The following is a 26,874-nucleotide window of genomic DNA, read 5'->3' as shown; positions in this document are numbered from 1 at the left end:
CTGTCGGTTTCGTGTCTTCTTTTGGGATTGCTTAAACGCCTGGCTCTTTATGCAACCGACGACATGCAGTGCCATCCTCACGGAACAGATGGCAACGCTCTGGCGGCAAGCCGATAGCGAATGTGGCACCCTCTTCTACCAACACCACGTCATTCTGGCGGTAGACCAGGTTCTGACGGATGGCGGGGATCTGGATATGAATCTGTGTTTCGTGACCAAGCTGTTCGACGACCTGAACGTCACCTTCCAGGGTCACATCAGCGATGTGGCTCGGCAGCAGATGCTCAGGGCGAATACCGAGGGACATGTTTGCCCCGACCTGTACGTTGGCGCTGTCGACCGGCAACCAGACCTGCTGGCGGTTTGGCAGCTCCACCTGTACCTGTTCAATGGCTGTCGCGGTCACTTTGACGGGCAGGAAGTTCATCTTTGGCGAGCCAATGAAGCCCGCAACAAAGCGGTCTGCCGGGTAGTGATACAGCTCCAGCGGTTTACCCACCTGCGCCACGCGACCGGCATCCAGCACCACGATTTTGTCGGCGAGGGTCATCGCTTCGACCTGATCGTGTGTGACGTAAATCATCGTGCGGCCAAGACGCTTGTGCAGACGGGAGATTTCGATACGCATCTGGACGCGCAGGGCGGCATCCAGGTTGGAAAGCGGTTCATCGAGCAGGAAGACGCGCGGCTCGGCGACCAGGGTACGGCCAATCGCCACGCGCTGACGCTGACCGCCGGAAAGCGCTTTCGGCTTTCGCTCCAGCAGGTGCGCCAGCTGTAGTACTTCAGCTACCTGCGTCACGCGCTGGTTAATGACCTCTTTCTTCGCTCCGGCCAGCTTCAGGCCAAAGGACATGTTCTCGGCAACGGAAAGATGGGGATAGAGTGCATAAGACTGGAACACCATGCCTACGCCACGTTCGGCAGGCGGGATGTCATTCATTCGGGTATCACCAATCAGCAGGTCGCCGCTGGTGATGGTTTCAAGACCGGCAATCATACGCAGCAGAGTAGATTTACCACAGCCTGATGGGCCAACAAACACCACGAATTCGCCTTCGTTGATGTCCAGATTGATGTCTTTCGACACCACAACGTCACCCCAGGCTTTCGTTACATTACGCAGCTGTACGCTCGCCATGCCCTTCTCCCTTCGTTACAACCTGTCACCGACAGAAACATTCAAGATAAGTTCACTATGGGGTATCCATTACTTTCCCGAATCCTCCACCCCCCGCCTTTTTTATGGGGGAGGAGGCGGGAGGATGAGAGAGCAGGCTCTGCGACCGCCGTGGGAGGGCTGAGGCAAAATTCGTGAAGCCGCCTGCAAAATTCGGTGGGTTTTTATGTGCGCCAGCACTCATAACTTAAATTTATGCAACGGAGATCACACAAACGGGGGGTGGGGCGTAGGGGTTGGGAGGATGGAAAGAGGATGTCAAATAAGGAGACTGAGACACGTTGAACCACTGAAGTCATACCATGAGACATCACCAAAAAGGATGGCAGATATGAATATCAAGACTGGCGCACGCGTTTTCGCATTGTCCGCCCTCGCAGCAATGATGATTTCCGCACCGGCGCTCGCCAAAATTGAAGAAGGCAAACTGGTTATCTGGATTAACGGCGACAAAGGCTATAACGGCCTGGCCGAAGTGGGCAAAAAATTCGAGAAAGACACCGGCATCAAAGTTACCGTAGAACACCCGGACAAACTGGAAGAGAAATTCCCGCAGGTTGCGGCAACCGGCGACGGCCCGGACATCATCTTCTGGGCGCATGACCGTTTCGGTGGTTACGCGCAGTCTGGCCTGCTGGCTGAAGTCACCCCGGACAAAGCTTTCCAGGACAAACTGTTCCCGTTCACCTGGGACGCTGTTCGCTATAACGGCAAGCTGATCGCTTATCCTGTCGCGGTTGAAGCCCTGTCTCTGATTTATAACAAAGACCTGGTACCTAACCCGCCGAAAACCTGGGAAGAGATCCCGAAACTGGATAAAGAGCTGAAGGCGAAAGGTAAATCTGCCCTGATGTTCAACCTGCAAGAGCCGTACTTCACCTGGCCGCTGATTGCTGCCGACGGCGGTTACGCGTTCAAGTTTGAAAACGGCAAATACGACGTAAAAGACGTGGGCGTCGACAGCGCGGGCGCGAAAGCGGGCCTGAGCTTCCTGGTTGACCTGATCAAGAACAAACACATGAACGCGGATACCGATTACTCCATCGCGGAAGCGGCGTTCAACAAAGGCGAAACCGCGATGACCATCAACGGTCCGTGGGCCTGGACCAACATCGATAAGAGCAAAATCAGCTACGGCGTGACGCTGCTGCCAACCTTCAAAGGCAAGCCGTCTAAACCGTTCGTTGGCGTGCTGAGCGCGGGTATCAACGCTGCCAGCCCGAACAAAGAGCTGGCGAAAGAGTTCCTGGAAAACTACCTGCTGACCGATCAGGGTCTGGATGAAGTGAACAAGGACAAACCGCTGGGCGCCGTTGCGCTGAAATCCTTCCAGGATCAGCTGGCGAAAGACCCACGTATCGCGGCTACCATGGATAACGCCCAGAAAGGCGAAATCATGCCGAACATCCCACAGATGGCTGCGTTCTGGTACGCCACCCGTACCGCGGTCATCAACGCTGCAAGCGGTCGCCAGACCGTTGATGCCGCGCTGAAAGATGCTCAGGGTCGTATTACTAAGTAATGACGTAGTCCCCTCTCCCTTTGGGAGAGGGTTAGGGTGAGGGTTGTCGCTATTCGCACGCCCTCACCCCGGCCCTCTCCCCCAGGAGAGGGAGAAAAGATCAAACGTTGTAGAGGAAAAACCCCATGGATGTCATTAAAAAGAAACGCTGGTGGCAAAGCGACGCGCTGAAGTGGTCAGCGATAGGTCTGCTGTGTCTGCTGGTGGGTTACCTTGTTGTTTTAATGTACGTACAAGGGGAATATCTGTTCGCCATCATGACGCTGATTTTAAGCTCTGCTGGCCTGTATATTTTCGCCAACCGTAAAGCCTATGCCTGGCGCTATGTCTACCCGGGCGTGGCCGGGATGGGGCTGTTTGTCCTGTTCCCGCTGATTTGCACCATCGCCATTGCGTTCACCAACTACAGCAGCACCAATCAGCTTGCGCAGGAACGCGCGCAGCAGGTCCTGCTGGATCGCTCATATCAGGCAGGCAAGACCTTTAACTTCGGCCTCTATCCTGCGGGGAACGAGTGGAAGTTAGCGCTTACTGACGAAGCAAGCGGCAAATACTACGTTTCCGACGCGTTCAAATTTGGCGGCGAGCAGAAGCTGGCCTTAAAAGAGGCCGAGGCCCTGCCGGAAGGTGAACGTGCCAACCTGCGCGTCATTACCCAGAACCGCCAGGCGCTGACCCAGCTCACCGCCGTGCTGCCAGATGAAAGCAAAGTGACCATGAGCTCGCTGCGCCAGTTCTCCGGCACCCAACCGCTCTATACCCTGGCGGATGACGGCACGCTGACCAACAACCAGAGCGGCGTGAAGTACCGTCCGAATAACGACATTGGTTTCTATCAGTCCATTACTGCCGACGGCAAATGGGGTGATGACAAGCTCAGCCCGGGCTACACAGTCACCATCGGCTGGGACAACTTTACCCGCGTGTTTACCGACGAAGGCATTCAGAAACCCTTCTTCGCCATCTTTGTCTGGACGGTGGTCTTCTCGGTGCTGACGGTGATACTGACCGTTGCCGTGGGAATGGTTCTGGCCTGTCTTGTCCAGTGGGAATCCCTGAAGGGCAAAGCGATCTACCGCGTGCTGCTGATTCTGCCGTATGCCGTGCCGTCGTTTATCTCGATTCTGATTTTCAAAGGGCTGTTTAACCAGAGCTTCGGTGAAATCAACATGATGCTGAGCGCCCTGTTCGGCATCAAACCGGCCTGGTTCAGCGACCCGACCACCGCTCGCTCGATGATCATCATCGTGAATACCTGGCTGGGTTATCCGTACATGATGATCCTGTGCATGGGGCTGCTGAAGGCCATCCCGGATGACCTGTACGAAGCTTCGGCAATGGACGGCGCGGGCCCGTTCCAGAACTTCTTTAAGATTACGCTGCCGCTGCTCATCAAGCCGCTCACCCCGCAGATGATTGCCAGCTTCGCCTTTAACTTTAACAACTTCGTGCTGATTCAGCTGTTGACCAACGGCGGCCCGGACCGCCTCGGCACTACGACGCCGGCAGGCTATACCGACCTGCTCGTGAGCTACACCTACCGTATCGCCTTCGAAGGCGGCGGCGGCCAGGACTTCGGTCTGGCGGCAGCGATTGCCACCCTGATCTTCCTGCTGGTAGGCGCACTGGCGATTGTGAACCTGAAAGCTACACGTATGAAATTTGACTAAGGAGGGCATCGATCATGGCAATGGTACAACCCAAATCTCAGAAACTGCGCCTCCTGGCGACGCACTTAGGCCTGCTGATTTTCATCGCGGCGATCATGTTCCCGCTGCTGATGGTTATCGCCATCTCCCTGCGTTCGGGTAACTTCGCGACAGGAAGCCTGATCCCGGACGAAATCTCCTGGGAGCACTGGAAGCTCGCGCTGGGCTTTAGCGTGGAACACGCGGATGGCCGCGTCACGCCGCCGCCGTTCCCGGTGCTGCTGTGGCTGTGGAACTCGGTGAAAATCGCAGGCATTACCGCCATTGGTATCGTGGCACTTTCCACCACCTGCGCCTACGCCTTTGCCCGTATGCGTTTCCCGGGCAAAGCGACGCTGCTGAAAGGGATGCTGATTTTCCAGATGTTCCCGGCGGTGCTGTCGCTGGTGGCGCTGTATGCCCTGTTTGACCGCCTGGGCCAGTACGTCCCGTTTATCGGCCTGAACACCCACGGCGGCGTGATCTTCGCCTACCTTGGCGGTATCGCACTGCATGTGTGGACCATTAAAGGCTATTTCGAAACTATCGACGGCTCGCTGGAAGAAGCCGCCGCGCTGGATGGGGCTACCCCGTGGCAGGCGTTCCGCCTGGTGCTGCTGCCGCTGTCGGTGCCGATTCTGGCGGTGGTGTTTATCCTGTCGTTTATCGCTGCGATCACTGAAGTACCGGTTGCCTCACTGTTACTGCGTGATGTGAACAGCTACACCCTGGCCGTGGGTATGCAGCAATACCTCAACCCGCAAAACTACCTGTGGGGCGACTTTGCCGCGGCGGCCGTACTCTCTGCCATCCCGATTACCGTGGTGTTCCTGCTGGCGCAGCGCTGGCTGGTGAACGGCCTGACGGCGGGCGGTGTGAAAGGTTAAGTTTCATTTTGTTATGCCACTGCAACCCTCAACTTTAGACGTATTGTATTGACCCAACTTGTGACTGTTGTTAGGCGCTCTTCGGAGCGCCATTTTTTTATTCCCGTTTCAGCCGCTTCGAATTGCACAGCCAGAGGGTGATCACCAGCAGCAGGATCGCCGCCGAGTAGATCAGCACGTCGAGCGGGGATTTATGATCGACGATGATCAGCCGCACAATGGCGGTGATCCCAATGTAGACAAAATAACGTAGTGGGAAGTGAAAGCCGGACTGAAAATACTTCACAATCAGGGCGATAAATTCAAAGTAGAGAAAGTAGACCACCAGGCCTTCCACCAGCGCATATTTGCTGGTTTGTTCAGGGGCAAACAGCACATCCGCCAGATGCACCGTCTCTTTACCCAAAAAGACGACCAGTATCAGGCCAAGGCTCAACAGACCGAGGTTCAGCACGGTCTGGAGGATAGTTGAGATAAACTCAACGCGCGGGCGAGTCAGGGATGTCATACAGCACCTCATTCTCCAGGGCGAGGTTTCTGTATAACGCAAAAATGTGACGGAGATCTATATTTTTTGTTTATGTTTAGCGCACCGGAGAGGATTCCCCTCACCCCGGCCCTCTCCCCAAAGGGGCGAGGGGGAAAAGACAGCACCGAGCGATCCCCTCTCCCCTTTGGGGAGAGGGTTAGGGTGAGGGGCATCAGCGGAAGTTAATGTTCTTATCGCTGGTCATGTCGTACAGCTGGAACTTACGTCCAAGCTGCTGGCCGCCGTCGCGCGTCAGCGGCGTCCAGCCAACCGCTGCACGGCTGCGGGTTGGGCCTGACGAGAACAGATCCAGCGGAATCGACACATAGACTCCCTTGGTGAAGTCCCCTTCCCCGTATTCGTCCGGCGAGACGTTGGTAATGGTGGCGTAGCCGCCCACCACGACGCCGCTATCGAAGTGTTTGGAGATGTCCAGCGTACCGCCCTTATCGCCCGCCAGATACTGGCCTACGCTGGCTTTCACCAGCACGTCAGGCGCGAACGACGGCGTCCAGTAGGCGGTCAGGTGACCGGTTTTGACGCTGTAGTCGGTGAACTTCATCATGTCCTGCGCGCTGCGCCAGTCACGCTGTTTAACATAGTTAGCATCAATCCCGAACGCCCAGTTGCTGTCGACAGGACGATAAAGCACTTCCGCCCCCGCGCCGCCGTACATGGTTTCCAGATACCCGCCGTACACCTGGCCGTAGAAGCCGTTGCCGAAGTACTGGAAGTAGTTGGCCTGCAGGTTGTTCACGTAAGCATCGTTCTGCACGTACTCACGCACGCGGGTACGCACGCGCGGCAGCGACGAGTCTTTTGGCGGGTTGGTGTAGTTGAACTTGTCATAGTTATTGGCGATGTTGCCGAACAGGCTGCCGGTGGTCAGCAGATGGTCGGTCAGCCACAGATCCGCCGTCGCCATGACGCCCAGCTGATACATGTAGAAGTTTTCCGGCCCACCGACGGACTGGTTCAGCACCGGATCGATATGGAAATCGAAGCGCGACTTGTCGATATACCAGCCCTGCTCTGTGGTTTCTGGGACGATCGGCTCAACGCGTTTTTGCACCAGCTCGGTTTCATGTCCCAGCGGCTCGCCTTCGAGGTGGCGCTTAAGGCTGGCAACATCCGTTTCCGTCGTCACCTGCGGCAGGTTGAGACGATTCTCGGTCACGCGGATCGTGCGGATCCCCTCTGGCAGATCGTTCATGATGATCCGGTTGGCGCGCTCGATCCCTTCCCGCGAGTCGCGGTATTTCACCTGCTCGCCGGTGACGTAAAGCGTATCGCCTTTCACCTGAATTTTCGGATCCGCCAGGCCGGCATTGTATTTCAGCAGCGTCAGCTGGTTTGCCACCACGGAGTGCTGCAGAATCGCATCCTGCGGTTCCGGCTGGTATGCAGGCCGCGCGTTGTCGTTGTAGTGCGGCCGCATGTCGTTAAAGTTGGTGCGCAGCGTGAAGCCGAACATCACCGTATTGCCGCGCTCGTAGCTGAGGTTAACGTCGGCCCAGTCGGTGACGCGATAAATTGCGCCGACGTTAAACTTGCTCTTCTGCTCAATCTTCCCGGCGAAGTCCTGCGAGTAATCATTCCCCTCGTACTCCAGCTTCAGGCGTAACGGCTGCCATGGGGTTTGATACTCCACACCGCCAAACAGCGATGCCGGACCGTGGAACATCTGATCCCCGTTGATGGAGCCCGCTTTCTTATAGCTGTTATCGCGGTAGCAGTATTTATCGCTGTAGGAGCAAAACGGGTTTTTCACGTTTCCGCTGGTGCCGAGATAGCCCCATCCCAGGCCAAGCGAGAAGTCGAACGGCCCCCAGGCCTTGCTGGCCACGATGTATTCCGCATCAAACAGGCCGGTACCGCCGATATCTTTGGCGCCCACGGAGACCTGCGGCATCCAGTAGCTCTCTTCCCACAGGCGCAGCTTGACGTCGAAGGCTTTATCTTTGTAGGTCTGATCGCCTGAGAACGCCTCGACGCTGCTGTATTGTTTCGTCCGCACGTCGGTATAGCGCAGCGTGGTTTCAAGCCACGGGAACAGCTGCACTGACCCCGAGTAGTAGCGATACTGGTCGTTATCACGGTAGTTAAGGCTTATTTCCCCTTCGCGCGCCATACGCGCGGTGGGCGTTTGCAGTAAACCGACGCCGCCGAAGTCTGACTGAGACGGGCCAATGGGTGCCGGATACGTTTCTGCATGGCAGGCGGCACTCACGCAGAGCGCCAGCATGCTGTAGAGATAGGTTCTTTTCATTATTCCGGTATCCGCTGAATCAGGGAGTGAAGGATATCGGCGTTAAGCCCGTCATACGCCTTCGTCCAGAAATAGTCGGCAAAACCGACAAAAATAATGCTGCCCGGCATGGGTTCGATATGACGTTTATTCCAGTAAGCAACGGGGGCTTTTTGCGTGTGGCCGTCGGGGTAAATCACCCAGGCGTAGCTGTTATCCGCGCCGCTCAGCCGACTCTGCTCGTCGAGATAACTCGCCACGTCACGACCGGGGGTAAAGGGCTTGTTACCCGGGCTGCCGATCAGCCCCATCACGGTCACCGTCGTCGGCTTCGCCGGAAGCCAGAGCGTGTAGTCCCCTTCCAGCGCCGGGTTGCCGTTTTCCGTGACCCGCACGTCATCCGGGTCAAGATTGACGTTCTGTCGGCCCGTCACCTTCAGCGCCTGCAGCTGCTGGCGAACGCTATTAATCGCCGCCGCGTCGTCGCCGTCTTCTTGTTCCGCGAGTCCCGTTAGTCTGGCAAGAAGCGCCTTGTGCTGCTGTTCCGCTTCAACGGTCTTCTGCCGTTCAGCGATGACCGCGCCTGGCCACCAGCTGTTGGCAAGCCTTGGCTGTCCGACGAGATCGAGCAGATGTTCGGCGTTGGTTAAGGTTTTAGGTTTTTCACTGTCCGGCGTGTAGACCTTCACAGTCCCGGCGGACCATGCCAGCGGCGCGGCAAAACTGGCGATAAGCGCAGCGTGAATGAGCGTTTTCATGATTTCGCCGCCTTGATCAGGGTGGTTTTGACCGGGAAGAATCCGGCACCAAGATACTGTAATGACTGGCGGATCTGCCCTTCCTCGTCGATCCAGAAGCGGTTGTGCCAGGTGGCCTGGTCGGTAATGACCTCTTCATCCAGCACGCGAACCTGCGTTTCGTCGCTGCCGACCTTCACGCTGTCGGTGCCGTCCCAGCGGAAGGTCGAGCGTGCCGTGGCGTAACGCACCTGCTTGTGTTCAGTCCAGCCCATCGTGCGCGTCCAGCCTGCGCCGTCGACGATCTGGTTCGGCTTGATCAGCGGGTCGTCGGCGAGATTATTCACCTCCAGCAGGTTGTCGCCGCCCAGCAGGGTTTTCACGATACGGCCATGCTGCGTCACGATGGTGGCCTGATCCTGCGTCACCCATTTCTGCTGCCCGTTTTCATCGAAAGCGAGCACCACAAACAGCTGAGGGCCATCGTTAAGCTGCATGTACTGACTGGCATAAGGCATGTTCTGAAGTTCGTCATCGGTCAGATGCACGCCCGGCGTGCCGAACATGCTTTCCCACAGTGAATTACCCAGCCCTTTAGTGGTGGCCGAGCACGCCTGCAGCAGCAGGCAAATCAGAATGATTGCAGGTCGCTTCACGACTCTTCTCCGAAGGGGCGAAATAACCACACCGAAGTGTGGTTATGATTAAAACACCCGCTATTACTGGGTGCTGGTTGTCGTGGTGGTCGTGGTTCCGGTGTTGGAGCCATCACCGCCACCGGTTGCCGCCAGCGCGACACCCACGGCTGAACTTACGGTGCTGGCGCTGGCTGCGGTAGAACTTCCCGCAGACGCAGACGTCGCAGCCGACCCTGCCGCTTCCCCGACCTGAACCGGAGCTGCATAAACAGATGTCGCCGCAAGCGCAGATATGGCAAAAATGCCATACAGTACTTTCTTCATAACAATTTCCCTTCAATGAATGAATGGAGATTTGCCCGAAAAGAATTTCAGGCGGAATCGAGTATACACAACTCATGCCGTGGGTTTGCCGTAAGGGGAAATAGGGAGCGGGTTTTCGGAATAATGGTTAAAATGGAAATGAAAGACAAATAAAAAAAATACAAAAGAACTACAAAACAAATACTTATAATATATTTACATTATCTGACTTCTGCGTATTTTCTTAAAATAAACCGCAGCAATTAACGGGTTAAGCGTCTTTTTCGGATTAAACTCAGATCCACAATTTGAGTTAACTAACAGACATCAGGAATTATCCGATAAAAAAATGCCGGCATTAAGCCGGCACGTTTTCATGTCGTTTTAATTACGCACGCCATGCTTTATAACGGTTGATCAACCCATTGGTCGAGCTGTCATGGCTGGTAATCGCTTTATCGTCACCCAGCTCTGGCAGAATACGGTTTGCCAGCTGTTTGCCCAGCTCAACGCCCCACTGGTCAAAGGTGAAGATGTTCAGGATCGCGCCCTGCGTGAAGATTTTGTGCTCGTACAGGGCAATCAGCGCGCCCAGGCTGAACGGCGTGATTTCGCGCAGCAGGATGGAGTTGGTTGGACGGTTGCCTTCAAACACCTTGAACGGCACCACGTGGTCCAGCGTTGCCGGATCTTTACCCTGGTCACGGTATTCCTGCTCAACCACCTCGCGGGATTTACCGAACGCCAGCGCTTCGGTCTGGGCGAAGAAGTTGGACAGCAGCTTCGGATGGTGGTCGGACAGCGGGTTATGGGTGATAGCAGGAGCGATGAAATCGCACGGTACCATTTTGGTGCCCTGGTGAATGAGCTGGTAGAAAGCATGCTGACCGTTAGTGCCCGGCTCGCCCCAGATAATTGGACCAGTCTGGTAGTCCACCGCGTTGCCGTTACGGTCAACGTACTTACCGTTGGATTCCATGTTGCCCTGCTGGAAGTAAGCCGCAAAGCGGTGCATGTACTGGTCGTACGGCAGGATCGCTTCGGTTTCAGCGCCGAAGAAGTTGTTGTACCAGATCCCGATCAGCGCCAGCAGCACCGGCAGGTTTTTCTCAGGCGCGGTGGTGGAGAAGTGTTTGTCCATCGCGTGCGCGCCGGAGAGCAGCTCAACGAAGTTGTCGAAGCCCACGGACAGGATGATGGACAGGCCAATCGCAGACCACAGGGAGTAGCGGCCGCCAACCCAGTCCCAGAACTCGAACATGTTCGCGGTGTCGATACCGAACTCGCTGACGGCTTTACCGTTGGTAGAAAGCGCCGCGAAGTGTTTCGCCACGTGCTTGTTGTCGCCAGCGGTTTTCAGGAACCAGTCGCGCGCGCTGTGGGCGTTGGTCATGGTTTCCTGAGTGGTAAAGGTTTTAGACGCAACCAGGAACAGGGTGGTTTCCGGGTTCACGTTCTTCAGCACTTCGGCGATGTGGGTACCATCGACGTTAGACACAAAGTGCATGTTGAGGTGGTTTTTATACGGACGCAGCGCTTCGGTCACCATGAACGGGCCGAGGTCAGAACCGCCGATACCGATGTTAACCACGTCGGTGATCGGTTTGCCGGTGTAGCCTTTCCAGCTACCGGAGATAATCGCTTCGGAGAACGCTTTCATCTTTTCCAGCACCGCGTTCACTTCCGGCATGACGTCTTTGCCGTCAACGATGATTGGCGTATTGCTACGGTTACGCAGGGCCACGTGCAGCACGGCACGATCTTCGGTGCGGTTGATCTTCTCGCCGGAGAACATGGATTTGATGGCGTCTGCAAGCTCAGTCTCTTTCGCCAGATCCTGCAGTTTTGCCAGCGTCTCTTCGGTAATGCGGTTTTTAGAGAAATCCACCAGCATCAGGTCGTCGAAGGTCGCGGAGAACTTGCTGAAACGATCGGCATCTTTCGCGAAAAGATCCGCGATGGTGACGTCTTTCATTTCATCATAATGTTTCTGGAGTGCCTGCCAGGCAGCGGTCTGCGTTGGGTTGATGTTTTTCATTAGCAATACTCTTCTGATTTGAGAATTGTGACTGCGGTCGATTGTAGCGCCTGCAAATAAAAATTGTGATGGTTTTTATGCCATTGCCCTGGCCTGCATCAAACACAGGTGAAAAGACCCGAAAAGTATAGTTGCTGAAGCGCCCTCCCGGAGCGGATAAATGTCGGTCAAAACGCCCTAAAACGGAGCATAAAATCTGGCCCTGTTATAAGTCCTGTTTCTCAGGGGTACCCCCCCATAAAAAATCCGCATAATCCCAGCATTGACAGGACCTCCCCCGCATTTTATTTATAGGGCCGTATTTTGCGCCTGCACCTGTTTTCGTTTCACTCTTGTGCCAAGGTCGCTTATTCATTCCCTGACACGAGGTTGTTATGACGAGTTTTGTGGTCGCCAAATTTGGCGGCACCAGTGTGGCCGATTACGATGCCATGAACCGCAGCGCCGATGTGGTGCTGGCCGATCCGAATACCCGCCTGGTGGTGCTGTCTGCCTCCGCCGGCGTGACGAACCTGCTGGTTTCTCTGTCTGAAGGACTGGAAGCGACAGAACGTTTCGTGAAGCTGGATGCACTGCGCAAAATTCAGTTCGACATTCTTGAACGTCTGCAGAACCCTAACGTCATCCGCGAGGAAGTGGAACGTTTGCTGGAAAATATCACTACCCTGGCAGAAGCGGCTTCTCTGGCAACCTCCACCGCCCTGACCGACGAGCTGGTCAGCCACGGTGAGCTGATGTCCACCCTGCTGTTTGTTGAAATCATGCGCGAGCGTAACGTTCAGGCGCAGTGGTTTGACGTGCGCAAAATCATGCGTACCAGCGACCGCTTTGGCCGCGCCGAGCCGGACGTTGAGGCGCTGGCGGAACTGACCAATCAGCAGCTGGCCCCGCGTCTGGCAGACGGCATCGTGGTCACACAGGGCTTTATCGGCAGCGAAGCGAAGGGCCGCACCACCACGCTTGGCCGTGGCGGCAGCGACTACACCGCAGCGCTACTGGGCGAGGCCCTGCATGCCACGCGCGTGGATATCTGGACTGACGTTCCGGGCATTTACACCACCGACCCGCGCGTCGTTTCCGCGGCGAAACGTATTGATGTGATCGCCTTTGAAGAAGCGGCGGAAATGGCCACCTTCGGCGCGAAAGTGCTTCACCCGGCCACGCTGCTGCCTGCCGTACGCAGCGATATCCCGGTCTTCGTCGGCTCCAGTAAAGATCCAAAAGCCGGCGGGACGCTGGTCTGCAAGAAAACGGAAAACCCACCGCTGTTCCGCGCCCTTGCCCTGCGCCGTCGCCAGACGCTGGTGACGCTCCACAGTCACAATATGCTGCACTCCCGCGGTTTCCTGGCGGAAGTGTTTGGCATTCTGGCACGCCACAACATCTCCGTGGATCTGATCACCACCTCGGAAGTGAGCATTGCGCTGACGCTGGACACCACCGGTTCAACCTCAACGGGTGACACCCTGCTGACGCAGTCGCTGCTGATTGAGCTGTCTGAGCTGTGCCGCGTGGAAGTGGAAGAAGACCTGGCGCTGGTTGCCATCATCGGCAACAAGCTGTCGCGCGCCTGCGGCGTGGGCAAAGAGGTATTTGGCGTGCTCGACCCGTTCAACATCCGCATGATTTGCTACGGTGCGTCCAGCTATAACCTCTGCTTCCTGGTGCCAGCCGATCAGGCCGAGCAGGTCGTGCAGAAACTTCATCAGAATTTGTTTGAATAAGCGCAAGAGTGGCCCGGGCGTTTTCACTACCGGGCCATTCTTTAGCTTTTCATTACTGTTCTCATCAGCAGCGAATCCAGATCTTTTAAATTTCCTTCTCTGCTGTCGGGTAGTACCGGCGGCACTTCTCCTCTCACCAGCTCACTTTGCAAAAAAGCGTGGAGTAAGGGCCGTTTAGGACCATATTCCGCTTCACCTGCGCGCTGTTTTATTTCCAGCAATGCATCGATTTCCGCACGTAACGGCGCACACAGTTCGCTCCCGGCAAGCAGTTCGGCAAAACGCATCGGTGGAACGCCTTTCCCCGCTTCTACCCACCGCGCCGCCAGCAAAGGTCGCAGAACATAAAAGTACTTTTTCAGCCGAACCGTTTCCCCCTGTAAATATCCACGGAAGTTTTTTCGGGCCATTGAGTAATAATGCCAGCGGGCGCGCAATGGCGAAAACCACGCAGGTATCAGCGCACGCAACTCGGCCACTACCGTCTCATCCTCCTGATAAACAACAGGGGAATCCAGCCACTCGATAAGCGTCGGGTTTGCCCCCTTCAGCAGGCCCAGTGCCTTGCGCCATTCCCAGCCACAAACGTCCAGTTCATCATCTATCGGCAGCTCGATCACATCCCGCTGGGATTCGACGCGCAGATACCATTCTGGGTGGTGAACGTACAAAAACCGCACATCATAATCGCTATCCGGTGAGGCAAATCCCCATCCCCGGCTGCCCGATTCACAGGCGTAGAGCACGCGCACGTTATAGCGCTGCTCTATATCGCGAAGTTGCGCGCAGACACGTGCGCGCATCGCGCTATCAACATCGTTGTTGCTCATTTTTTTATCCTTTTACACACACTACCTGACGCAGGGTGTGAACGATCTCCACCAGCGACGATTGCGCGGCCATCACGGCGTCAATGTCTTTATAGGCCATCGGCGTTTCATCGATCACCTCATTGTCTTTGCGACACTCTACGTGAGAGGTCGCCTGAATATGGTCGCTAAGGGTATAGCGTTTTTTTGCCGCCGTTCGGCTCATCACTCGCCCGGCGCCGTGGCTGCAGGAACAGAAGCTTTGCTCGTTGCCGAGGCCACGCACGATGAAGCTCTTTGCGCCCATTGAGCCCGGAATAATCCCCATCTGCCCTTTCTGCGCCGACACCGCACCTTTGCGCGTGATCAGTACCTCTTCCCCAAAGTGATGCTCTTTCTGCACATAGTTGTGATGGCAGTTAACCGCCTCCTGCTGCGTAATAAAGGGCTTTGTCACTTCGCGAGAGAGCGCCGCCAGCACGCGCGACATCATCACTTCCCGATTGTGGCGGGCAAAATCCTGCGCCCACTCCACCGCCTCAATGTAGTCCTCATAGTGACGACTCCCCTCCTGAAAATAGGCCAGATTTTTATCCGGCAGATGTCCCAGGTGATGCTGCATATCCTGCTGTGCCAGGGCGATAAACACATTACCGATGGCGTTTCCTACGCCGCGCGAGCCGCTGTGCAACATCACCCAGACGCGCTGCTGCTCACCGAGGCAAATTTCAATAAAGTGGTTTCCGGTACCCAGCGTGCCCAGATGCTGGTAGTTGTTGGTTTTCCGCAACTGCGGGTATTTATCCGTGAGTTGTTTAAAACGTGGGGCCAACACCAACCAGCGATCGTCCACTTCTTTCGGTGGCGTTTCCCACGCGCCTTTATCCCGTCGAGAACGCGTATTGGTTCTCCCATGCGGTACTGCCTGTTCAATGGCGCTACGTAAACCGCTGAGATTATCCGGCAAATCACCGGCCACCAGCGACGTGCGAACGGCAATCATCCCGCAGCCAATATCCACGCCAACCGCCGCAGGAATAATTGCCCCTTTGGTCGGAATCACGCTGCCGATGGTTGAGCCTTTACCGAGATGAACGTCGGGCATCACCGCAAGGTGTTTGAAAATAAACGGCATCTTTGCAGTATTCAGTAACTGCGCCTGTGCCTCTGGCTCCACGGGAACGCCGTGAGTCCACATTTTGATCGGGGCGCCGTTTGACGCCGTCAGTAATTCAAAATCATTCTGTTGCATTGCGTTATCCTTTCAGGTTAACAAGGCCGTGTAATACCTGGTCCAGGCCACCAAATACTGAAATTTTGTCGATACGCTCCGCGACCCTTTCCAGGGTTTCCAGCTCTTTTAAACGCAGCGCCACCGGGTTGTTCTCCATCACCTTTGCGGTGTTTAACAGCGATCGTGTCGCCGCCGTTTCTTCACGTCGGCGAATAACATTCGCCTGGGCCGATTTTTCGGCCTCTACCAGACGGGATAAAATTGTTTTCATATCACCAGGTAAAACAATATCTTTTACCCCAAGCGACGCAATTTCCATTCCAAAGGATGACAGGCGGCCTTGCACCTGTTTGCTGACCACCTCATCAATGATCTGCTTATCTTCCAGTAACTCATCGAGCGTGCGGGTGCCGACCGCCTCACGCAGTGCGAACTGGAGTTCGCGGTACAAATGTTCCAGCGGTTTCGTAAGCTGTCCGCAGGCCTGCAGCACGTCGCTGTAGCGCCAGTTAGCCGCCAGGTTCAGGCGCAGGTTAACTTTGTCCTTCGTCAGGATCTCCTGCCCGCTCACTTCCACCACCTGAAGGCGCGTATCCACTACCTCTGCCTCAACCAGATGGTTAATTTTCCAGTAAGCCGTCAGTCCCGGCGGTAACAGTGCCTGAATTTCTCCGTCGATTTTCACCACCCCGACGTGCCAGGCAGGTACCTGTACGACCAGCATCGCGTCGCGCCCCTTTAGCGCGCCATTACGACGCGGTTGCAGAGCAGCATTCATCACGTCCACTGGCACCCGCACGTCGCGGGTATCGATTCTTTGCAGGGTCAACGCCGCATCCTGCTGCCAGTACAGACGACGAGTCGAAGGCGGCACAATTTCCTGCAATACGCCGTTGTTCGATAACACCCCGATTTCATCTGCAGTAAGGTCAACCGCCAGGCAGTAACGTACCACCCAGTCAGGCTGAAAGCGGCGCAGATAATCCGCCAGCGCACCCGGCACCTCGCTGCCATCCTGGCTCACCACCAGCACGTCGTCAGTATTGAACCAACCCAGACGGTGTTCACCCGCCTCCAGTACCCGGTAATAATCGCCAGCTTTTGCTACCAGTCCTAACTGACCTTTTTTTATCGTGATTTTTTTAGCCATTTTATATTCCTTAAAGTCAGGCGCGGGTGCAGGCACGAAATCACAGGGGAATGCCTTTTCGCCTGCGATCCGGCGCCATTACCGGCGACCTTCATTGGGATTGCTGACTGCGCAATACCCGTTTTTACTTTGATGTTTACAACCAGTTTTCATTGGGAGAATGAATCGGGAATCGAACCCTTCTATCTGTCATTGGTTGACGGAACGCCCCCGGAAAACAGCCTTGCCGTTCCTGGTGCGCTGACGGGGCCTTAACCCCCAGTGTGCTCAACGTCGTGACGTTATCTGTATTGCCAGAAGCGTGCCAAAAACAAAAATCGCTGTTTTATTTTTTATTTTATTGATAATTAATGATTTTTATTTATCGCGCTTTTCATGCATTGCCGTTCGGCTCAACATTTCTTATCCTGCTATATCGACAATTATCTTTCTGGATAAACATGAAGAAGCGGAAGGTGGTGATCGGGGTGCTTGGCACCGTGATGGATAAACGGGGAAAGCGGGCTAATCGCTTTCGCAAATGGCGACCGACCGTCGGGCTGTGCCAACAGCCGGATTTCCCGGTCGACAGGCTGGAGCTGCTACATCAACCGCGAGATCTCGGCATGGCTCAGCAACTGGCGGAAGATATTGTGCTGGTTTCCCCCCCCACCGAGGTGCGTCCCAGCACGGTAATCATTGAAGACCCGTGGGATTTCGAAGAGGTTTATGCCGCGTTTCTCGATTTCGCCACCCAGTACACTTTTGATACCGATCGCGAAGAGTATTTCGTCCACATCACCACCGGCACGCATGTGGCGCAGATCTGCTGGTTCCTGCTGACGGAAGCCCGCTATCTTCCCGCCAGCCTTTTGCAGACTGGCCCTGCCAGAAAAGAAGCCTCTGCTGAGGAGACTGCAGCCGGAACTTACTCAATTATCGACCTGGATTTAAGCCGCTACACGACCCTTACCAACCGTTTTCAGCGCGAGCAGCAGCAGTCAATCTCATTTCTGAAAGCGGGTATTGAGACGCGAAATGCCACCTTTAACAGTCTGATCGACAAGATTGAACGCGTGGCGCTACGTTCAACAGCCCCGATCCTGCTGACCGGCCCCACCGGCGCGGGCAAGTCGTTCCTCGCGAACCGCATTTATCAGCTTAAGCAGTCACGCCATCAGGTTTCCGGCAAACTGGTTTCCGTCAACTGCGCGACCCTGCGCGGTGATAACGCCATGTCCACGCTGTTCGGCCATGTGAAAGGGGCCTTTACCGGCGCACTGTCGGCGCGCAGCGGCCTGCTGCGTGAAGCCGATGGCGGTGTCCTTTTCCTCGACGAGATTGCCGAACTAGGCCTGGATGAACAGGCGATGCTGCTCAAAGCCATTGAAGAGAAAACTTTTTTCCCGTTTGGCTCCGATAAAGAAGTTCACAGCGATTTTCAACTTATCGCCGGAACCCACCGTGATATGCGCCAGTGGGTGGCAGAAGGACGTTTTCGTGAAGATCTCTATGCCCGTATTAATATGTGGAGCTTTGCATTACCCGGCCTTGCCCAACGGAAAGAAGACATCACGCCGAATGTTGACTACGAACTTCAACGTTTCTCTCGCGCAAGCCAGACGCAAATCCGCTTCGATAAAGAGGCACGCGAAGGCTATCTGACCTTTGCCTGTTCCAGCAGAGCGCTGTGGCGGGGCAACTTTCGCGAACTGAGCGCCAGCGTCGCACGCATGGCGACGCTGGCGGAACGAGGGCGTATTACTCAGGATCTGGTGCTGGAGGAGATCTCACGTCTTCAGACCGACTGGCAAACTGACGTGACGCAGCCTGCAACTGACATGGAGATTGACCTCTTTGACCAGCGGCAACTGGAAACGGTGCTGGAGGTATGTCGCCGCAGCGCATCGTTGTCTGAAGCCGGACGTGAGCTGTTTGCCGTTTCACGGCTCAAAAAAGCCAATCCTAACGACGCCGACCGACTGCGCAAATATCTGGCTCGCTTTAGTCTGAGCTGGGAAAGCATCCGGTCATAATTCATTTGAATATTACTTCCTTACGCGATAAACAATAACTATAGCCGGGCTCGATCCCGGCTTTTTATAACAAACACACGCAACATTCATCGCAAGGAAATCATTATGTTATCCGCTATTACGCGGCTGTTCCCGTTATGGGCGCTGCTGCTCTCCGTACTCGCGTATTACACTCCCACCACGTTCACCGGTATTGGTCCGTGGGTCACCACGCTGCTGATGCTGATCATGTTCGGTATGGGTGTGCATCTGAAAGTAGACGATTTTAAGCGCGTGCTGTCTCGCCCTGCGCCCGTCGCGGCAGGAATATTCCTCCACTACCTGGTGATGCCGCTTGCAGCGTGGCTGCTGGCGATGGTCTTTAAGATGCCGCCCGACCTCTCCGCCGGAATGGTGCTGGTGGGCAGCGTGGCCAGCGGCACGGCGTCCAACGTCATGATCTATCTGGCGAAAGGCGACGTGGCGCTCTCCGTCACTATCTCGTCCGTCTCCACGCTGGTGGGCGTGATTGCCACGCCGCTGTTAACCCGCCTGTACGTGGATGCGCATATTCAGGTGGACGTGATGGGGATGCTGCTGAGCATTCTGCAAATCGTGGTGATCCCGATTGCGCTTGGGCTGGTCATTCACCACCTGTTCCCTCGCGTGGTGAAGGCCGTTGAGCCGTATCTGCCCGCGTTTTCGATGATCTGCATTCTGGCCATCATCAGCGCCGTGGTGGCGGGCTCCGCCTCGCACATTGCTTCCGTAGGCTTTGTGGTGATCGTCGCGGTTGTGCTGCATAACACCATCGGCCTGCTGGGCGGCTACTGGGGCGGGAAACTGTTTGGCTTCGACGAATCGACCTGCCGCACGCTGGCAATCGAGGTAGGGATGCAGAACTCCGGCCTGGCGGCGGCGCTCGGTAAAATCTACTTCTCGCCGCTGGCGGCCCTGCCGGGTGCGCTGTTCTCCGTCTGGCACAATCTCTCCGGCTCTCTGCTGGCGGGCTACTGGTCCGGCAAACCGATTGATGAACAAACGAAAAAAGATGCGGTGAAGCAGGGTTAATTTACGCTGCTTGCTTTACACTGAAGCCTCCACATCAGGAGGCTTCAGCAATGGCTACACCACGTTTGACCCAGAAAGACATGACGGAAGCCGAGCAGCGCGAGCTGAAAACGCTTCTCGACCGCGCTCGTATCGCACATGGCCGCACGCTGACGAACGCCGAAACCAATCAGGTAAAAAAAGAGTACATCGATAAGCTGATGGCGCAACGTGACGCCGCGGCGAAAAAGGCCCGCAAGCTGAAAAAAGAGCAGGCTTATAAACCTGATGCAGAAGCGACCTTTTCCTGGTCCGCCACCACATCAACCCGTGGAAGGCGCTAATCAGCGCCCTTTCTTTTTACGCCCCGGCTGGGTAAAGCGTTTTCCGTTGCCCGGCTTGCCTCGCCCTTTCTCTTCCGCCTGCGGCGCCTTCACGACCGGGCGCTTAATCGCCTGAGCTTTCGGTTTTGCTTTGGCCTTCGGCTTCGCTTCGGACGAGGAGTTCTCGATAAGCTTGAACAGCTCGATCAGCTCGTCGTCCGTTAAATCGCGCCACTCACCCAGCGGGATGCCGGACAGGCTGACGTTCATGATGCGTGTGCGCTCCAGCTTCGTCACTTCATAACCGAAGTACTCGCACATGCGGCGGATCTGGCGGTTTAAGCCCTGCACTAGGGTAATACGGAACGCGAACGGCGCTTCTTTCTTCACCTTACACTTTTTCGTAACGGTACCGAGGATCGGCACACCGGCGCCCATGCCGCGAATAAAGTCGTCCGTGACCGGCTTATTCACCGTCACAATGTACTCTTTTTCGTGATCGTTACCGGCACGCAGGATCTTGTTGACCAGATCGCCGTGGTTGGTGAGGAAAATCAGCCCCTGAGAGTCTTTATCCAGACGGCCGATCGGGAAGATACGGCTGCTGTGGTTCACGAAATCAACGATGTTGTCCCGCTCGCCGTCTTCCGTGGTGCTGACAATCCCAACCGGTTTGTTCAACGCGATAAACACCAGGTCTTCAGCATCACGCGGTTCGATGACCTGACCATTCACTTTAACCACATCGCCAGGGACCACCTGGTCGCCGATGGTGGCGCGTTTGCCGTTAAGAAACACGTTACCTTGTTCAATGTAACGGTCAGCCTCGCGACGTGAGCAGATTCCGCTCTCGCTAATGTATTTGTTTAATCGGGTTGATTGAGTTGGCAGCATAGTTTCTCCTGTGAAGGGCGAAATATACCTTACCTTGCGGCTGACAAAAAAGTGTTAGTAACCGTTGATCAAAAAATCGAGTGCATCCTGCAATGAAGCACTGTTTTGCGTAAGATCGGCGACACGCTCGCCTAACTCTTTTGGCGATATGCCTGCCTATTGATCCATCAGAATGACCTCTGAAAGTCACTAAAGGAGCCGTTTTCATCAACCCACTGGTTAATGGCCTCGATAGAAACTTTATTTTCTGCTAACCACTCTGCGCGCTGATGCGCACGAAACTGCTCCTGCAGTGCAGCCATGAGTAGTGCGCATGAGCCCCCCATCGGAATGCGCATGAATTGGCGAAGTGTAGTGTGTAAATGGCGCATGATAAGGTGTCACGCCTCGCAAAAAAGTTTTGCGAGGCGCTTTCAGAGATTAATACTCATCCCGCTCGTCATCTTCATCCGGCTGTTCCATCACGCTGTAGGCCACCGCGCAGAACAACGAGTTGAGACGCTTCATATCCCCCAGCAGCCCCAGATGAAGCGAGCTGGTTTCGATGCTCTGCACGTTCTGCTGGTGAAGACGCTCAACGTGGGCGTGCGAATAGCGGCGGTTCAGGATACGGAAACGATGCTTGTTGCGGCGCAGGCGGCGCGCGCTCGGCACGTCGCTGGAAAAGAAGACCAGCATCGCCAGCTTGAGGTTGCTGACCAGCTGTTCGTGCAGCGCTTCAAGCTCTTTTAAGCCTTCAACGGAGAACGCCCGGCGTGCGGCCAGCGATTTATCGGCTATCTCGCTGCCCATGCGCTCAACAATATCGGAGGCCTGCTCAAGGTTAAGCGACATCTCAATGATTTCCGCCCAGCGGCGGGACTCCTCTTCCGCCAGTTCGTCCTGCGGCATGCGCGCCAGGTAAAGCTTAATGGCGGTATAGAGCACGTTGATATCGTCCGCCAGTCTGCGCAGCTCTTTCTCCTCTCGCGGCTCGCCGTGCATCACCTTTTGCAGGCCTTCGAGCATGGTTTCCATCGCGTCGCCCATGCGCAGCGTCTCGCGCGCGGCATTCGCCAGCGCCAGTGCCGGGGTATCCAGCGCGGACGTATCCAGGTGCTTCGGCTTCAGGCGCGCATCCAGCTCCGGTTCGTCCTGAATGAGACGTTCGCAGAAGCGGGCCATCGGCCCGGCAAAAGGCACCATCGCCAGGCAGCGCACCAGGTTGTAGAACACGTGGAAGTAGATCACCAGCTCCGCCTTCGGCAGCGGGAGGTTGTCCATCAGGTTCGCCAGCGGATGGATAAAGGGCAGGATAATCAGGCTGCCCACCAGCTTAAACAGCAGGCTACCGAGCGCCACGCGGCGGGCGGCAGCGTTGGCCGCGCTGTTATTGAGCATCGCCAGCAGGCCAGAGCCGAGGTTGGCACCTATCACCAGACACAGCGCCACCGGGAAGGAGATCGCCCCGGCGGCAGTAAGCGTGGCCGTCAGCAGCACGGCGGCCAGGCTGGAGTAGCTGACGATGGCAAACACCGCGCCAATCAGCGCGTCGAGCATGATGTCCCCGGTCAGGGAAGCGAAGATGACCTGAACGCCGTTGGCCTCGGTAATAGGGGTGACCGCCTGCACAATCAGCTCCAGCGCCAGCAGAATCAGCCCCAGGCCAATGCCCACGCGTCCAAGCTGGCCGGCGCGCGTCTGTTTGCGGCCGAGGAAGAAGATGACGCCGACAAAAATCAGCAGCGGCGACAGCCAGGAGAGATCGAAGGTCAGGATACGCGCCATCAGCGCGGTCCCCACGTCGGCCCCCAGCACAATGACCAGCGCCGGAGCCAGCGCCACCAGATCCTGCGCCACAAAGGAGGTGACAAGCAGGGTTGTGGCGTTACTGCTCTGCACCAGTGCCGTTACGCCAATACCCGCGCAGAAGGCGAGCGGCTTCTTCTCAACGCTGCTGCTGAGAACGGTACGCAAGCGCGCGCCAAAGACGCGCATCACGCCGGTACGAACGATATGGGTGCCCCATACGAGCAGTGCGACTGCAGAAAGCAGGTGTAACAAGGTCAGCACGAAAGGTTTTCCTCCTTATCGTTATTCGTTTTCCATAGGTTCAGTATAAGGGTTTAAGCGTAAGAAAGAGACAAGGCACCCTTGAGGTGCCCTGTTTGTTGTAAGGAAAAGTGACGTTAGTCTGCGTCGTAGCCTAAATTCGGTGCCAGCCAGCGCTCGACTTCTGATACGCTCATGCCTTTGCGCAGGGCGTAATCTTCAATCTGATCGCGCTGCAGCTGCGCCACGGCAAAGTACTTGCTGTCCGGGTGGCTGAAGTACCAGCCGGAGACGGACGCACCCGGCCACATGGCGAACGACTCGGTGAGCTTCATTCCGGTATGGGCTTCGACGTCCAGCAGTTGCCAGATAGTGCCCTTTTCGGTGTGTTCCGGACAGGCCGGATATCCCGGTGCCGGACGAATACCCTGGTAGTTTTCGCGGATCAGTTCCTCGTTGCTGAGGTTTTCATTCGCCGCGTAGCCCCAGTGCACCTTGCGCACGCGCTCGTGCAGGTACTCGGCGAAGGCTTCCGCCAGGCGGTCGGCTATCGCTTTCACCATGATTTTATTGTAATCGTCGTGCTGCGCTTCGTACGCGTCCGCCAGCGCATCTTCTTCCAGACCGCCGGTTACCGCAAAGGCGCCGATATAGTCGGCTTTTCCGCTCAGCTTCGGCGCGACAAAATCGGCCAGGCAGTAGTTGGCAAAGCCCACTTTCTCGGTTTGCTGACGCAGATGGCGGCTGACCGCCAGCACGTGGGTGCGGGTTTCATCGCGATAAATTTCGATGTCGTCTCCCACGCGGTTGGCCGGGAACAGCCCCACCACGCCGCGCGGATTGAGGGTTTTCTCAGCACTCAGCGTGTCGAGCATATCGTTGGCATCTTTAAACAGGCGTTTCGCTTCTTCACCTACGACCTCATCTTCCAGGATGCGCGGATATTTGCCCGCCAGCGACCAGGTCATAAAGAACGGCGTCCAGTCGATGTAGTTGCGCAGCGTTTCTATGCTGGCGCTGACCTCCTGAACGCCCAGCCGATGCGCGACCGGCGGCGTATAGCTCGACCAGTCAAAAGCCAGATCGTTATCGCGCGCCGCCTGGAGTGAAACTGGCGGGGTGCGCGGTTTCTTGCGCCCGTGCTGGATGCGAACGGTTTCGTACTCTTTGCGGGTGCGCTCAACAAACTCGTCGCGCTGGGTGTCAGAGAGCAGCGCGGAGACCACGCCTACCGTGCGCGAGGCGTTCTGAACGTAGACCGTCGGCCCGCTGTAGTTCTGCTCGATTTTCACCGCCGTGTGCGCTTTGGAGGTGGTCGCGCCGCCAATCAGCAGAGGAATGGTGAAGCCCTGGCGCTCCATCTCCTTCGCCACGTTAACCATTTCGTCCAGCGACGGGGTGATCAGCCCGGAGAGGCCAATCAGGTCGGCATTCACTTCGCGCGCGGTCTTGAGGATTTTATCCGCCGGGACCATGACGCCAAGGTCGATAATCTCGTAGTTATTGCACTGTAGCACCACACCGACGATATTCTTGCCGATGTCGTGCACGTCGCCCTTGACGGTGGCAATGACCATTTTGCCGTTGCTGGAGCCTTTCTCTTTGCTGGCCTCGATAAACGGCTCCAGGTACGCCACGGCCTGCTTCATCACGCGGGCGGATTTCACCACCTGCGGCAGGAACATTTTGCCCTCACCGAACAGATCGCCTACCACGTTCATGCCGTCCATCAGCGGCCCTTCGATCACCTCGATCGGGCGGGCTGACTGCTGACGCGCCTCTTCGGTATCCTGCTCGATAAACTCGGTGATGCCTTTTACCAGCGAATATTCCAGACGCTTTTTCACGTCCCAGGCGCGCCACTCGGCCTGCTGAACGTTGGCAGATTCATCCGATTTGCTGCCGCGGTATTTTTCCGCCAGGTCCAGCATGCGCTCGGTGGCGTCGTCGCGACGGTTAAGGATCACGTCTTCAACCGCGTCGCGCAGCTCTGCGGGCAGGTCGTCGTAAATCGCCAGCTGGCCGGCGTTGACGATCCCCATGTCCATCCCGTTGCGGATGGCGTAGTAGAGGAACACGGCGTGGATCGCTTCGCGCACCGGGTCGTTACCGCGGAACGAGAACGACACGTTCGACACGCCGCCGGAGATCAGCGCATGCGGCAGCTCGCGCTTAATGTCCTCGCACGCGCCGATAAAGTCCTGGGCGTAGTTATTGTGCTCTTCGATACCGGTCGCCACGGCGAAGATGTTCGGGTCAAAGATGATGTCTTCCGGCGGGAAGCCCACCTCTTCGGTCAGTATTTTGTACGCGCGGCGGCAAATCTCAATTTTACGCGCGCGGGTATCAGCCTGGCCCACTTCGTCAAAGGCCATCACCACCACGGCGGCACCGTAGCGGCGCACCATCTTCGCGTGGTGGATAAAGATCTCCACGCCCTCTTTCATCGAGATGGAGTTGACGATGCCTTTACCCTGAATGCACTTCAGCCCCTTCTCGATCACGTCCCACTTGGAGGAGTCGATCATGATCGGCACGCGGGCGATGTCCGGCTCACCGGCAATCAGGTTGAGGAAACGCACCATCGCCGCTTCGGCGTCGAGCATCCCCTCATCCATGTTGATATCGATAATCTGCGCGCCGTTTTCTACCTGCTGACGCGCGACGTCCAGCGCTTCGCTGTACTTCTCCTCTTTGATCAGACGTTTGAACTTGGCGGAACCGGTAACGTTCGTACGCTCGCCCACGTTCACAAACAGGCTGTCTTCGCCGATGGTCAACGGCTCAAGGCCGGAGAGACGACAGGCAACCGGAAGCTCGGGCAGCTTGCGCGGCGGCAGCCCGGCCACGGCGTTGCTCATAGCAGCGATATGTTCAGGCGTGGTGCCGCAGCAGCCGCCGACGATGTTCAGAAATCCAGACTCGGCCCACTCGCGGATTTGTGCCGCCATGGTGTCGGCATCCAGATCGTATTCACCGAAGGCGTTTGGCAGACCGGCGTTAGGGTGCGCGGTGACGTAGCATTCCGCAATACGCGAAAGCTCCTGCACGTACTGGCGCAGTTCATCTGGACCCAGCGCGCAGTTCAGGCCGAAGGAGAGCGCGTCGGCGTGGCGCAGGGAGTTATAAAACGCTTCGGTGGTCTGGCCGGACAGGGTACGGCCGGAGGCATCGGTGATGGTTCCGGAAATCATGATCGGCAGGTCAACGCCCAGCGCCTCGAACTCCTCTTTCACCGCGTAAATCGCGGCCTTGGCGTTGAGGGTGTCGAATACCGTTTCAATCAGGATCAGATCGGAACCGCCTTCCACCAGCGCTTTGGTCGATTCACGGTAGGCAGCAACCAGCTGGTCAAAGGTGATATTACGAAACGCCGGGTCGTTGACGTCCGGTGAAATCGACGCGGTGCGGTTGGTTGGGCCAAGCACTCCGGCAACGTAGCGCGGTTTATCCGGCGTGCGGGCCGTCCACTCGTCGGCGCAGGCGCGCGCCAGCTTCGCGGCTTCCAGGTTGATTTCCGCCGACAGGGATTCCATCTGGTAATCCGCCATGGCGATGGTTGTCGAGTTAAAGGTGTTGGTTTCAACGATATCCGCACCCGCTTCGAAGTAGGCGTTGTGGATATCTTTAATCACGGACGGCTTGCTGAGCACCAGCAGGTCGTTGTTCCCTTTCAGGTCGCAGGGCCAGTCGGCAAAGCGTTCGCCGCGGAAATCATCTTCACTCAGACGATACCCCTGGATCATGGTGCCCATGCCGCCGTCCAGCACCAGAATTCGTTCATTTAACTGCGCACGCAGTTGCTCTACTTTGCTGCTCACACTTGCTCCCGACAACGCTCAACAAGGCCAAAAGGCTGCGTTCCATACTGGCACAATCTCGCAGGGCGGAAAAG

Annotated in this window: 21 protein-coding genes; 7 read left to right on the top strand and 14 right to left on the bottom strand. The window is 56.4% G+C overall.

What is annotated here, in order from left to right; genetic code table 11:
- Positions 1-31 precede the first annotated feature (31 nt).
- Positions 32-1,141 (bottom strand): maltose/maltodextrin ABC transporter ATP-binding protein MalK, encoded by a 1,110-nt coding sequence (gene malK, locus ELK40_RS02045; RefSeq protein ID WP_023310005.1) that lies wholly within the window; start codon positions 1,139-1,141, stop codon positions 32-34.
- 370 nt (positions 1,142-1,511) lie between these two features.
- On the opposite strand from malK, the gene malE reads away from it, so the two are divergent.
- From malE to malG, 3 genes are all read left to right on the top strand, one after another.
- Positions 1,512-2,702, top strand: a complete 1,191-nt coding sequence (gene malE, locus ELK40_RS02040) for a maltose/maltodextrin ABC transporter substrate-binding protein MalE (protein ID WP_164850612.1) — start codon at positions 1,512-1,514, stop codon at positions 2,700-2,702.
- Positions 2,703-2,827: 125 nt separating this feature from the next.
- Entirely contained in the window at positions 2,828-4,372 is a 1,545-nt protein-coding gene (gene malF / locus ELK40_RS02035) for a maltose ABC transporter permease MalF (protein WP_127729237.1), read from the top strand.
- Positions 4,373-4,386: 14 nt separating this feature from the next.
- Positions 4,387-5,277 carry a maltose ABC transporter permease MalG gene (gene malG, locus ELK40_RS02030; RefSeq protein ID WP_023310002.1) on the top strand — a complete coding sequence of 297 codons (891 nt, stop codon included), beginning with the start codon at positions 4,387-4,389 and terminating at the stop codon, positions 5,275-5,277.
- A 97-nt stretch (positions 5,278-5,374) separates the two neighbouring features.
- Here malG and psiE read toward each other — a convergent pair whose 3' ends face one another.
- The 6 genes from psiE to pgi all read right to left on the bottom strand — a co-directional run bounded on the left by psiE (position 5,375) and on the right by pgi (position 11,770).
- Entirely contained in the window at positions 5,375-5,785 is a 411-nt protein-coding gene (gene psiE, locus ELK40_RS02025; protein WP_000202963.1) for a phosphate-starvation-inducible protein PsiE, read from the bottom strand.
- 193 nt (positions 5,786-5,978) lie between these two features.
- Positions 5,979-8,075 (bottom strand): YjbH domain-containing protein, encoded by a 2,097-nt coding sequence (locus tag ELK40_RS02020; protein ID WP_115876946.1) that lies wholly within the window; start codon positions 8,073-8,075, stop codon positions 5,979-5,981.
- Positions 8,075-8,812 (bottom strand): capsule biosynthesis GfcC D2 domain-containing protein, encoded by a 738-nt coding sequence (locus ELK40_RS02015; RefSeq protein WP_127729235.1) that lies wholly within the window; start codon positions 8,810-8,812, stop codon positions 8,075-8,077. The genes ELK40_RS02020 and ELK40_RS02015 overlap by 1 nt, the downstream gene beginning before the upstream one ends.
- Positions 8,809-9,447 (bottom strand): YjbF family lipoprotein, encoded by a 639-nt coding sequence (locus tag ELK40_RS02010; protein WP_127729233.1) that lies wholly within the window; start codon positions 9,445-9,447, stop codon positions 8,809-8,811. Before ELK40_RS02010 ends, ELK40_RS02015 begins: the two co-directional genes overlap by 4 nt.
- Before the next feature lie 63 nt (positions 9,448-9,510).
- On the bottom strand, positions 9,511-9,753 hold the full coding sequence (gene yjbE / locus ELK40_RS02005) for an exopolysaccharide production protein YjbE (RefSeq protein WP_008503423.1): 243 nt from the start codon (positions 9,751-9,753) through the stop codon (positions 9,511-9,513).
- A gap of 367 nt (positions 9,754-10,120) precedes the next feature.
- The gene (gene pgi, locus ELK40_RS02000; RefSeq protein ID WP_127729231.1) at positions 10,121-11,770 is read right to left on the bottom strand and encodes a glucose-6-phosphate isomerase; all 1,650 of its coding nucleotides are present in this window, start codon (positions 11,768-11,770) and stop codon (positions 10,121-10,123) included.
- 374 nt (positions 11,771-12,144) lie between these two features.
- Between pgi and lysC the strand changes: the two genes are divergently transcribed.
- Positions 12,145-13,494, top strand: a complete 1,350-nt coding sequence (gene lysC, locus ELK40_RS01995) for a lysine-sensitive aspartokinase 3 (RefSeq protein WP_111965816.1) — start codon at positions 12,145-12,147, stop codon at positions 13,492-13,494.
- Between the two features lie 41 nt (positions 13,495-13,535).
- Here the strand turns inward: lysC and ELK40_RS01990 are convergent, their stop codons facing one another.
- Genes ELK40_RS01990 through ELK40_RS01980 form a run of 3 tightly spaced genes read right to left on the bottom strand, consistent with a single transcriptional unit; the run spans position 13,536 to position 16,687 of the window.
- On the bottom strand, positions 13,536-14,324 hold the full coding sequence (locus tag ELK40_RS01990; RefSeq protein WP_115876950.1) for a nucleotidyltransferase domain-containing protein: 789 nt from the start codon (positions 14,322-14,324) through the stop codon (positions 13,536-13,538).
- A 4-nt stretch (positions 14,325-14,328) separates the two neighbouring features.
- Positions 14,329-15,555, bottom strand: a complete 1,227-nt coding sequence (locus ELK40_RS01985; protein ID WP_127729229.1) for an RtcB family protein — start codon at positions 15,553-15,555, stop codon at positions 14,329-14,331.
- A 4-nt stretch (positions 15,556-15,559) separates the two neighbouring features.
- Positions 15,560-16,687, bottom strand: coding sequence for a slipin family protein (locus tag ELK40_RS01980; protein WP_023618733.1), 1,128 nt, complete (start codon positions 16,685-16,687; stop codon positions 15,560-15,562).
- A gap of 440 nt (positions 16,688-17,127) precedes the next feature.
- Here ELK40_RS01980 and rtcR point away from each other — a divergent pair, with 440 nt between their 5' ends.
- From rtcR to ELK40_RS01965, 3 genes are all read left to right on the top strand, one after another.
- Positions 17,128-18,702: an RNA repair transcriptional activator RtcR gene (gene rtcR / locus ELK40_RS01975; RefSeq protein WP_127729227.1), complete on the top strand. Its 1,575-nt coding sequence runs from the start codon at positions 17,128-17,130 to the stop codon at positions 18,700-18,702.
- Between the two features lie 105 nt (positions 18,703-18,807).
- Positions 18,808-19,752 carry a ketopantoate/pantoate/pantothenate transporter PanS gene (gene panS, locus ELK40_RS01970; RefSeq protein WP_127729225.1) on the top strand — a complete coding sequence of 315 codons (945 nt, stop codon included), beginning with the start codon at positions 18,808-18,810 and terminating at the stop codon, positions 19,750-19,752.
- A 50-nt stretch (positions 19,753-19,802) separates the two neighbouring features.
- A complete protein-coding gene (locus tag ELK40_RS01965) occupies positions 19,803-20,075 on the top strand; it encodes a DUF3811 domain-containing protein (RefSeq protein ID WP_023309994.1) in 273 nt (90 codons plus the stop codon).
- Here ELK40_RS01965 and rluF read toward each other — a convergent pair whose 3' ends face one another.
- From rluF to metH, 4 genes are all read right to left on the bottom strand, one after another.
- On the bottom strand, positions 20,076-20,948 hold the full coding sequence (gene rluF, locus ELK40_RS01960; protein ID WP_111965811.1) for a 23S rRNA pseudouridine(2604) synthase RluF: 873 nt from the start codon (positions 20,946-20,948) through the stop codon (positions 20,076-20,078).
- A 167-nt stretch (positions 20,949-21,115) separates the two neighbouring features.
- Positions 21,116-21,319, bottom strand: coding sequence for a type II toxin-antitoxin system CcdA family antitoxin (locus ELK40_RS01950; RefSeq protein ID WP_127729223.1), 204 nt, complete (start codon positions 21,317-21,319; stop codon positions 21,116-21,118).
- A gap of 49 nt (positions 21,320-21,368) precedes the next feature.
- On the bottom strand, positions 21,369-23,000 hold the full coding sequence (locus ELK40_RS01945; RefSeq protein ID WP_111965810.1) for a Na/Pi cotransporter family protein: 1,632 nt from the start codon (positions 22,998-23,000) through the stop codon (positions 21,369-21,371).
- A 116-nt stretch (positions 23,001-23,116) separates the two neighbouring features.
- Positions 23,117-26,800, bottom strand: coding sequence for a methionine synthase (gene metH / locus ELK40_RS01940; RefSeq protein ID WP_127729221.1), 3,684 nt, complete (start codon positions 26,798-26,800; stop codon positions 23,117-23,119).
- Positions 26,801-26,874: the final 74 nt, after the last annotated feature.

Origin of the sequence: Enterobacter sp. N18-03635 (assembly GCF_004006055.1) — a bacterium.
GTDB lineage: Bacteria > Pseudomonadota > Gammaproteobacteria > Enterobacterales > Enterobacteriaceae > Enterobacter > Enterobacter vonholyi.
The sequence above is the reverse complement of the archived record's forward strand: the minus strand, read 5'-3'. Positions and strand labels throughout refer to the sequence as shown.

Excerpts from the sequence above, each read along its gene's own strand:
- ELK40_RS02015 (WP_127729235.1), bottom strand. The coding sequence starts at position 8,812 with ATGAAAACGCTCATTCACGCTGCGCTTATCGCCAGTTTTGCCGCGCCG.
- malF (WP_127729237.1), top strand. The coding sequence starts at position 2,828 with ATGGATGTCATTAAAAAGAAACGCTGGTGGCAAAGCGACGCGCTGAAG.
- malK (WP_023310005.1), bottom strand. The coding sequence starts at position 1,141 with ATGGCGAGCGTACAGCTGCGTAATGTAACGAAAGCCTGGGGTGACGTT.
- ELK40_RS01965 (WP_023309994.1), top strand. The coding sequence starts at position 19,803 with ATGGCTACACCACGTTTGACCCAGAAAGACATGACGGAAGCCGAGCAG.
- ELK40_RS02020 (WP_115876946.1), bottom strand. The coding sequence starts at position 8,075 with ATGAAAAGAACCTATCTCTACAGCATGCTGGCGCTCTGCGTGAGTGCC.
- yjbE (WP_008503423.1), bottom strand. The coding sequence starts at position 9,753 with ATGAAGAAAGTACTGTATGGCATTTTTGCCATATCTGCGCTTGCGGCG.
- rtcR (WP_127729227.1), top strand. The coding sequence starts at position 17,128 with ATGAAGAAGCGGAAGGTGGTGATCGGGGTGCTTGGCACCGTGATGGAT.
- ELK40_RS01985 (WP_127729229.1), bottom strand. The coding sequence starts at position 15,555 with ATGCAACAGAATGATTTTGAATTACTGACGGCGTCAAACGGCGCCCCG.
- lysC (WP_111965816.1), top strand. The coding sequence starts at position 12,145 with ATGACGAGTTTTGTGGTCGCCAAATTTGGCGGCACCAGTGTGGCCGAT.
- malG (WP_023310002.1), top strand. The coding sequence starts at position 4,387 with ATGGCAATGGTACAACCCAAATCTCAGAAACTGCGCCTCCTGGCGACG.
- ELK40_RS01950 (WP_127729223.1), bottom strand. The coding sequence starts at position 21,319 with ATGCGCCATTTACACACTACACTTCGCCAATTCATGCGCATTCCGATG.
- ELK40_RS01990 (WP_115876950.1), bottom strand. The coding sequence starts at position 14,324 with ATGAGCAACAACGATGTTGATAGCGCGATGCGCGCACGTGTCTGCGCG.
- pgi (WP_127729231.1), bottom strand. The coding sequence starts at position 11,770 with ATGAAAAACATCAACCCAACGCAGACCGCTGCCTGGCAGGCACTCCAG.
- malE (WP_164850612.1), top strand. The coding sequence starts at position 1,512 with ATGAATATCAAGACTGGCGCACGCGTTTTCGCATTGTCCGCCCTCGCA.
- rluF (WP_111965811.1), bottom strand. The coding sequence starts at position 20,948 with ATGCTGCCAACTCAATCAACCCGATTAAACAAATACATTAGCGAGAGC.
- psiE (WP_000202963.1), bottom strand. The coding sequence starts at position 5,785 with ATGACATCCCTGACTCGCCCGCGCGTTGAGTTTATCTCAACTATCCTC.
- panS (WP_127729225.1), top strand. The coding sequence starts at position 18,808 with ATGTTATCCGCTATTACGCGGCTGTTCCCGTTATGGGCGCTGCTGCTC.
- ELK40_RS01980 (WP_023618733.1), bottom strand. The coding sequence starts at position 16,687 with ATGGCTAAAAAAATCACGATAAAAAAAGGTCAGTTAGGACTGGTAGCA.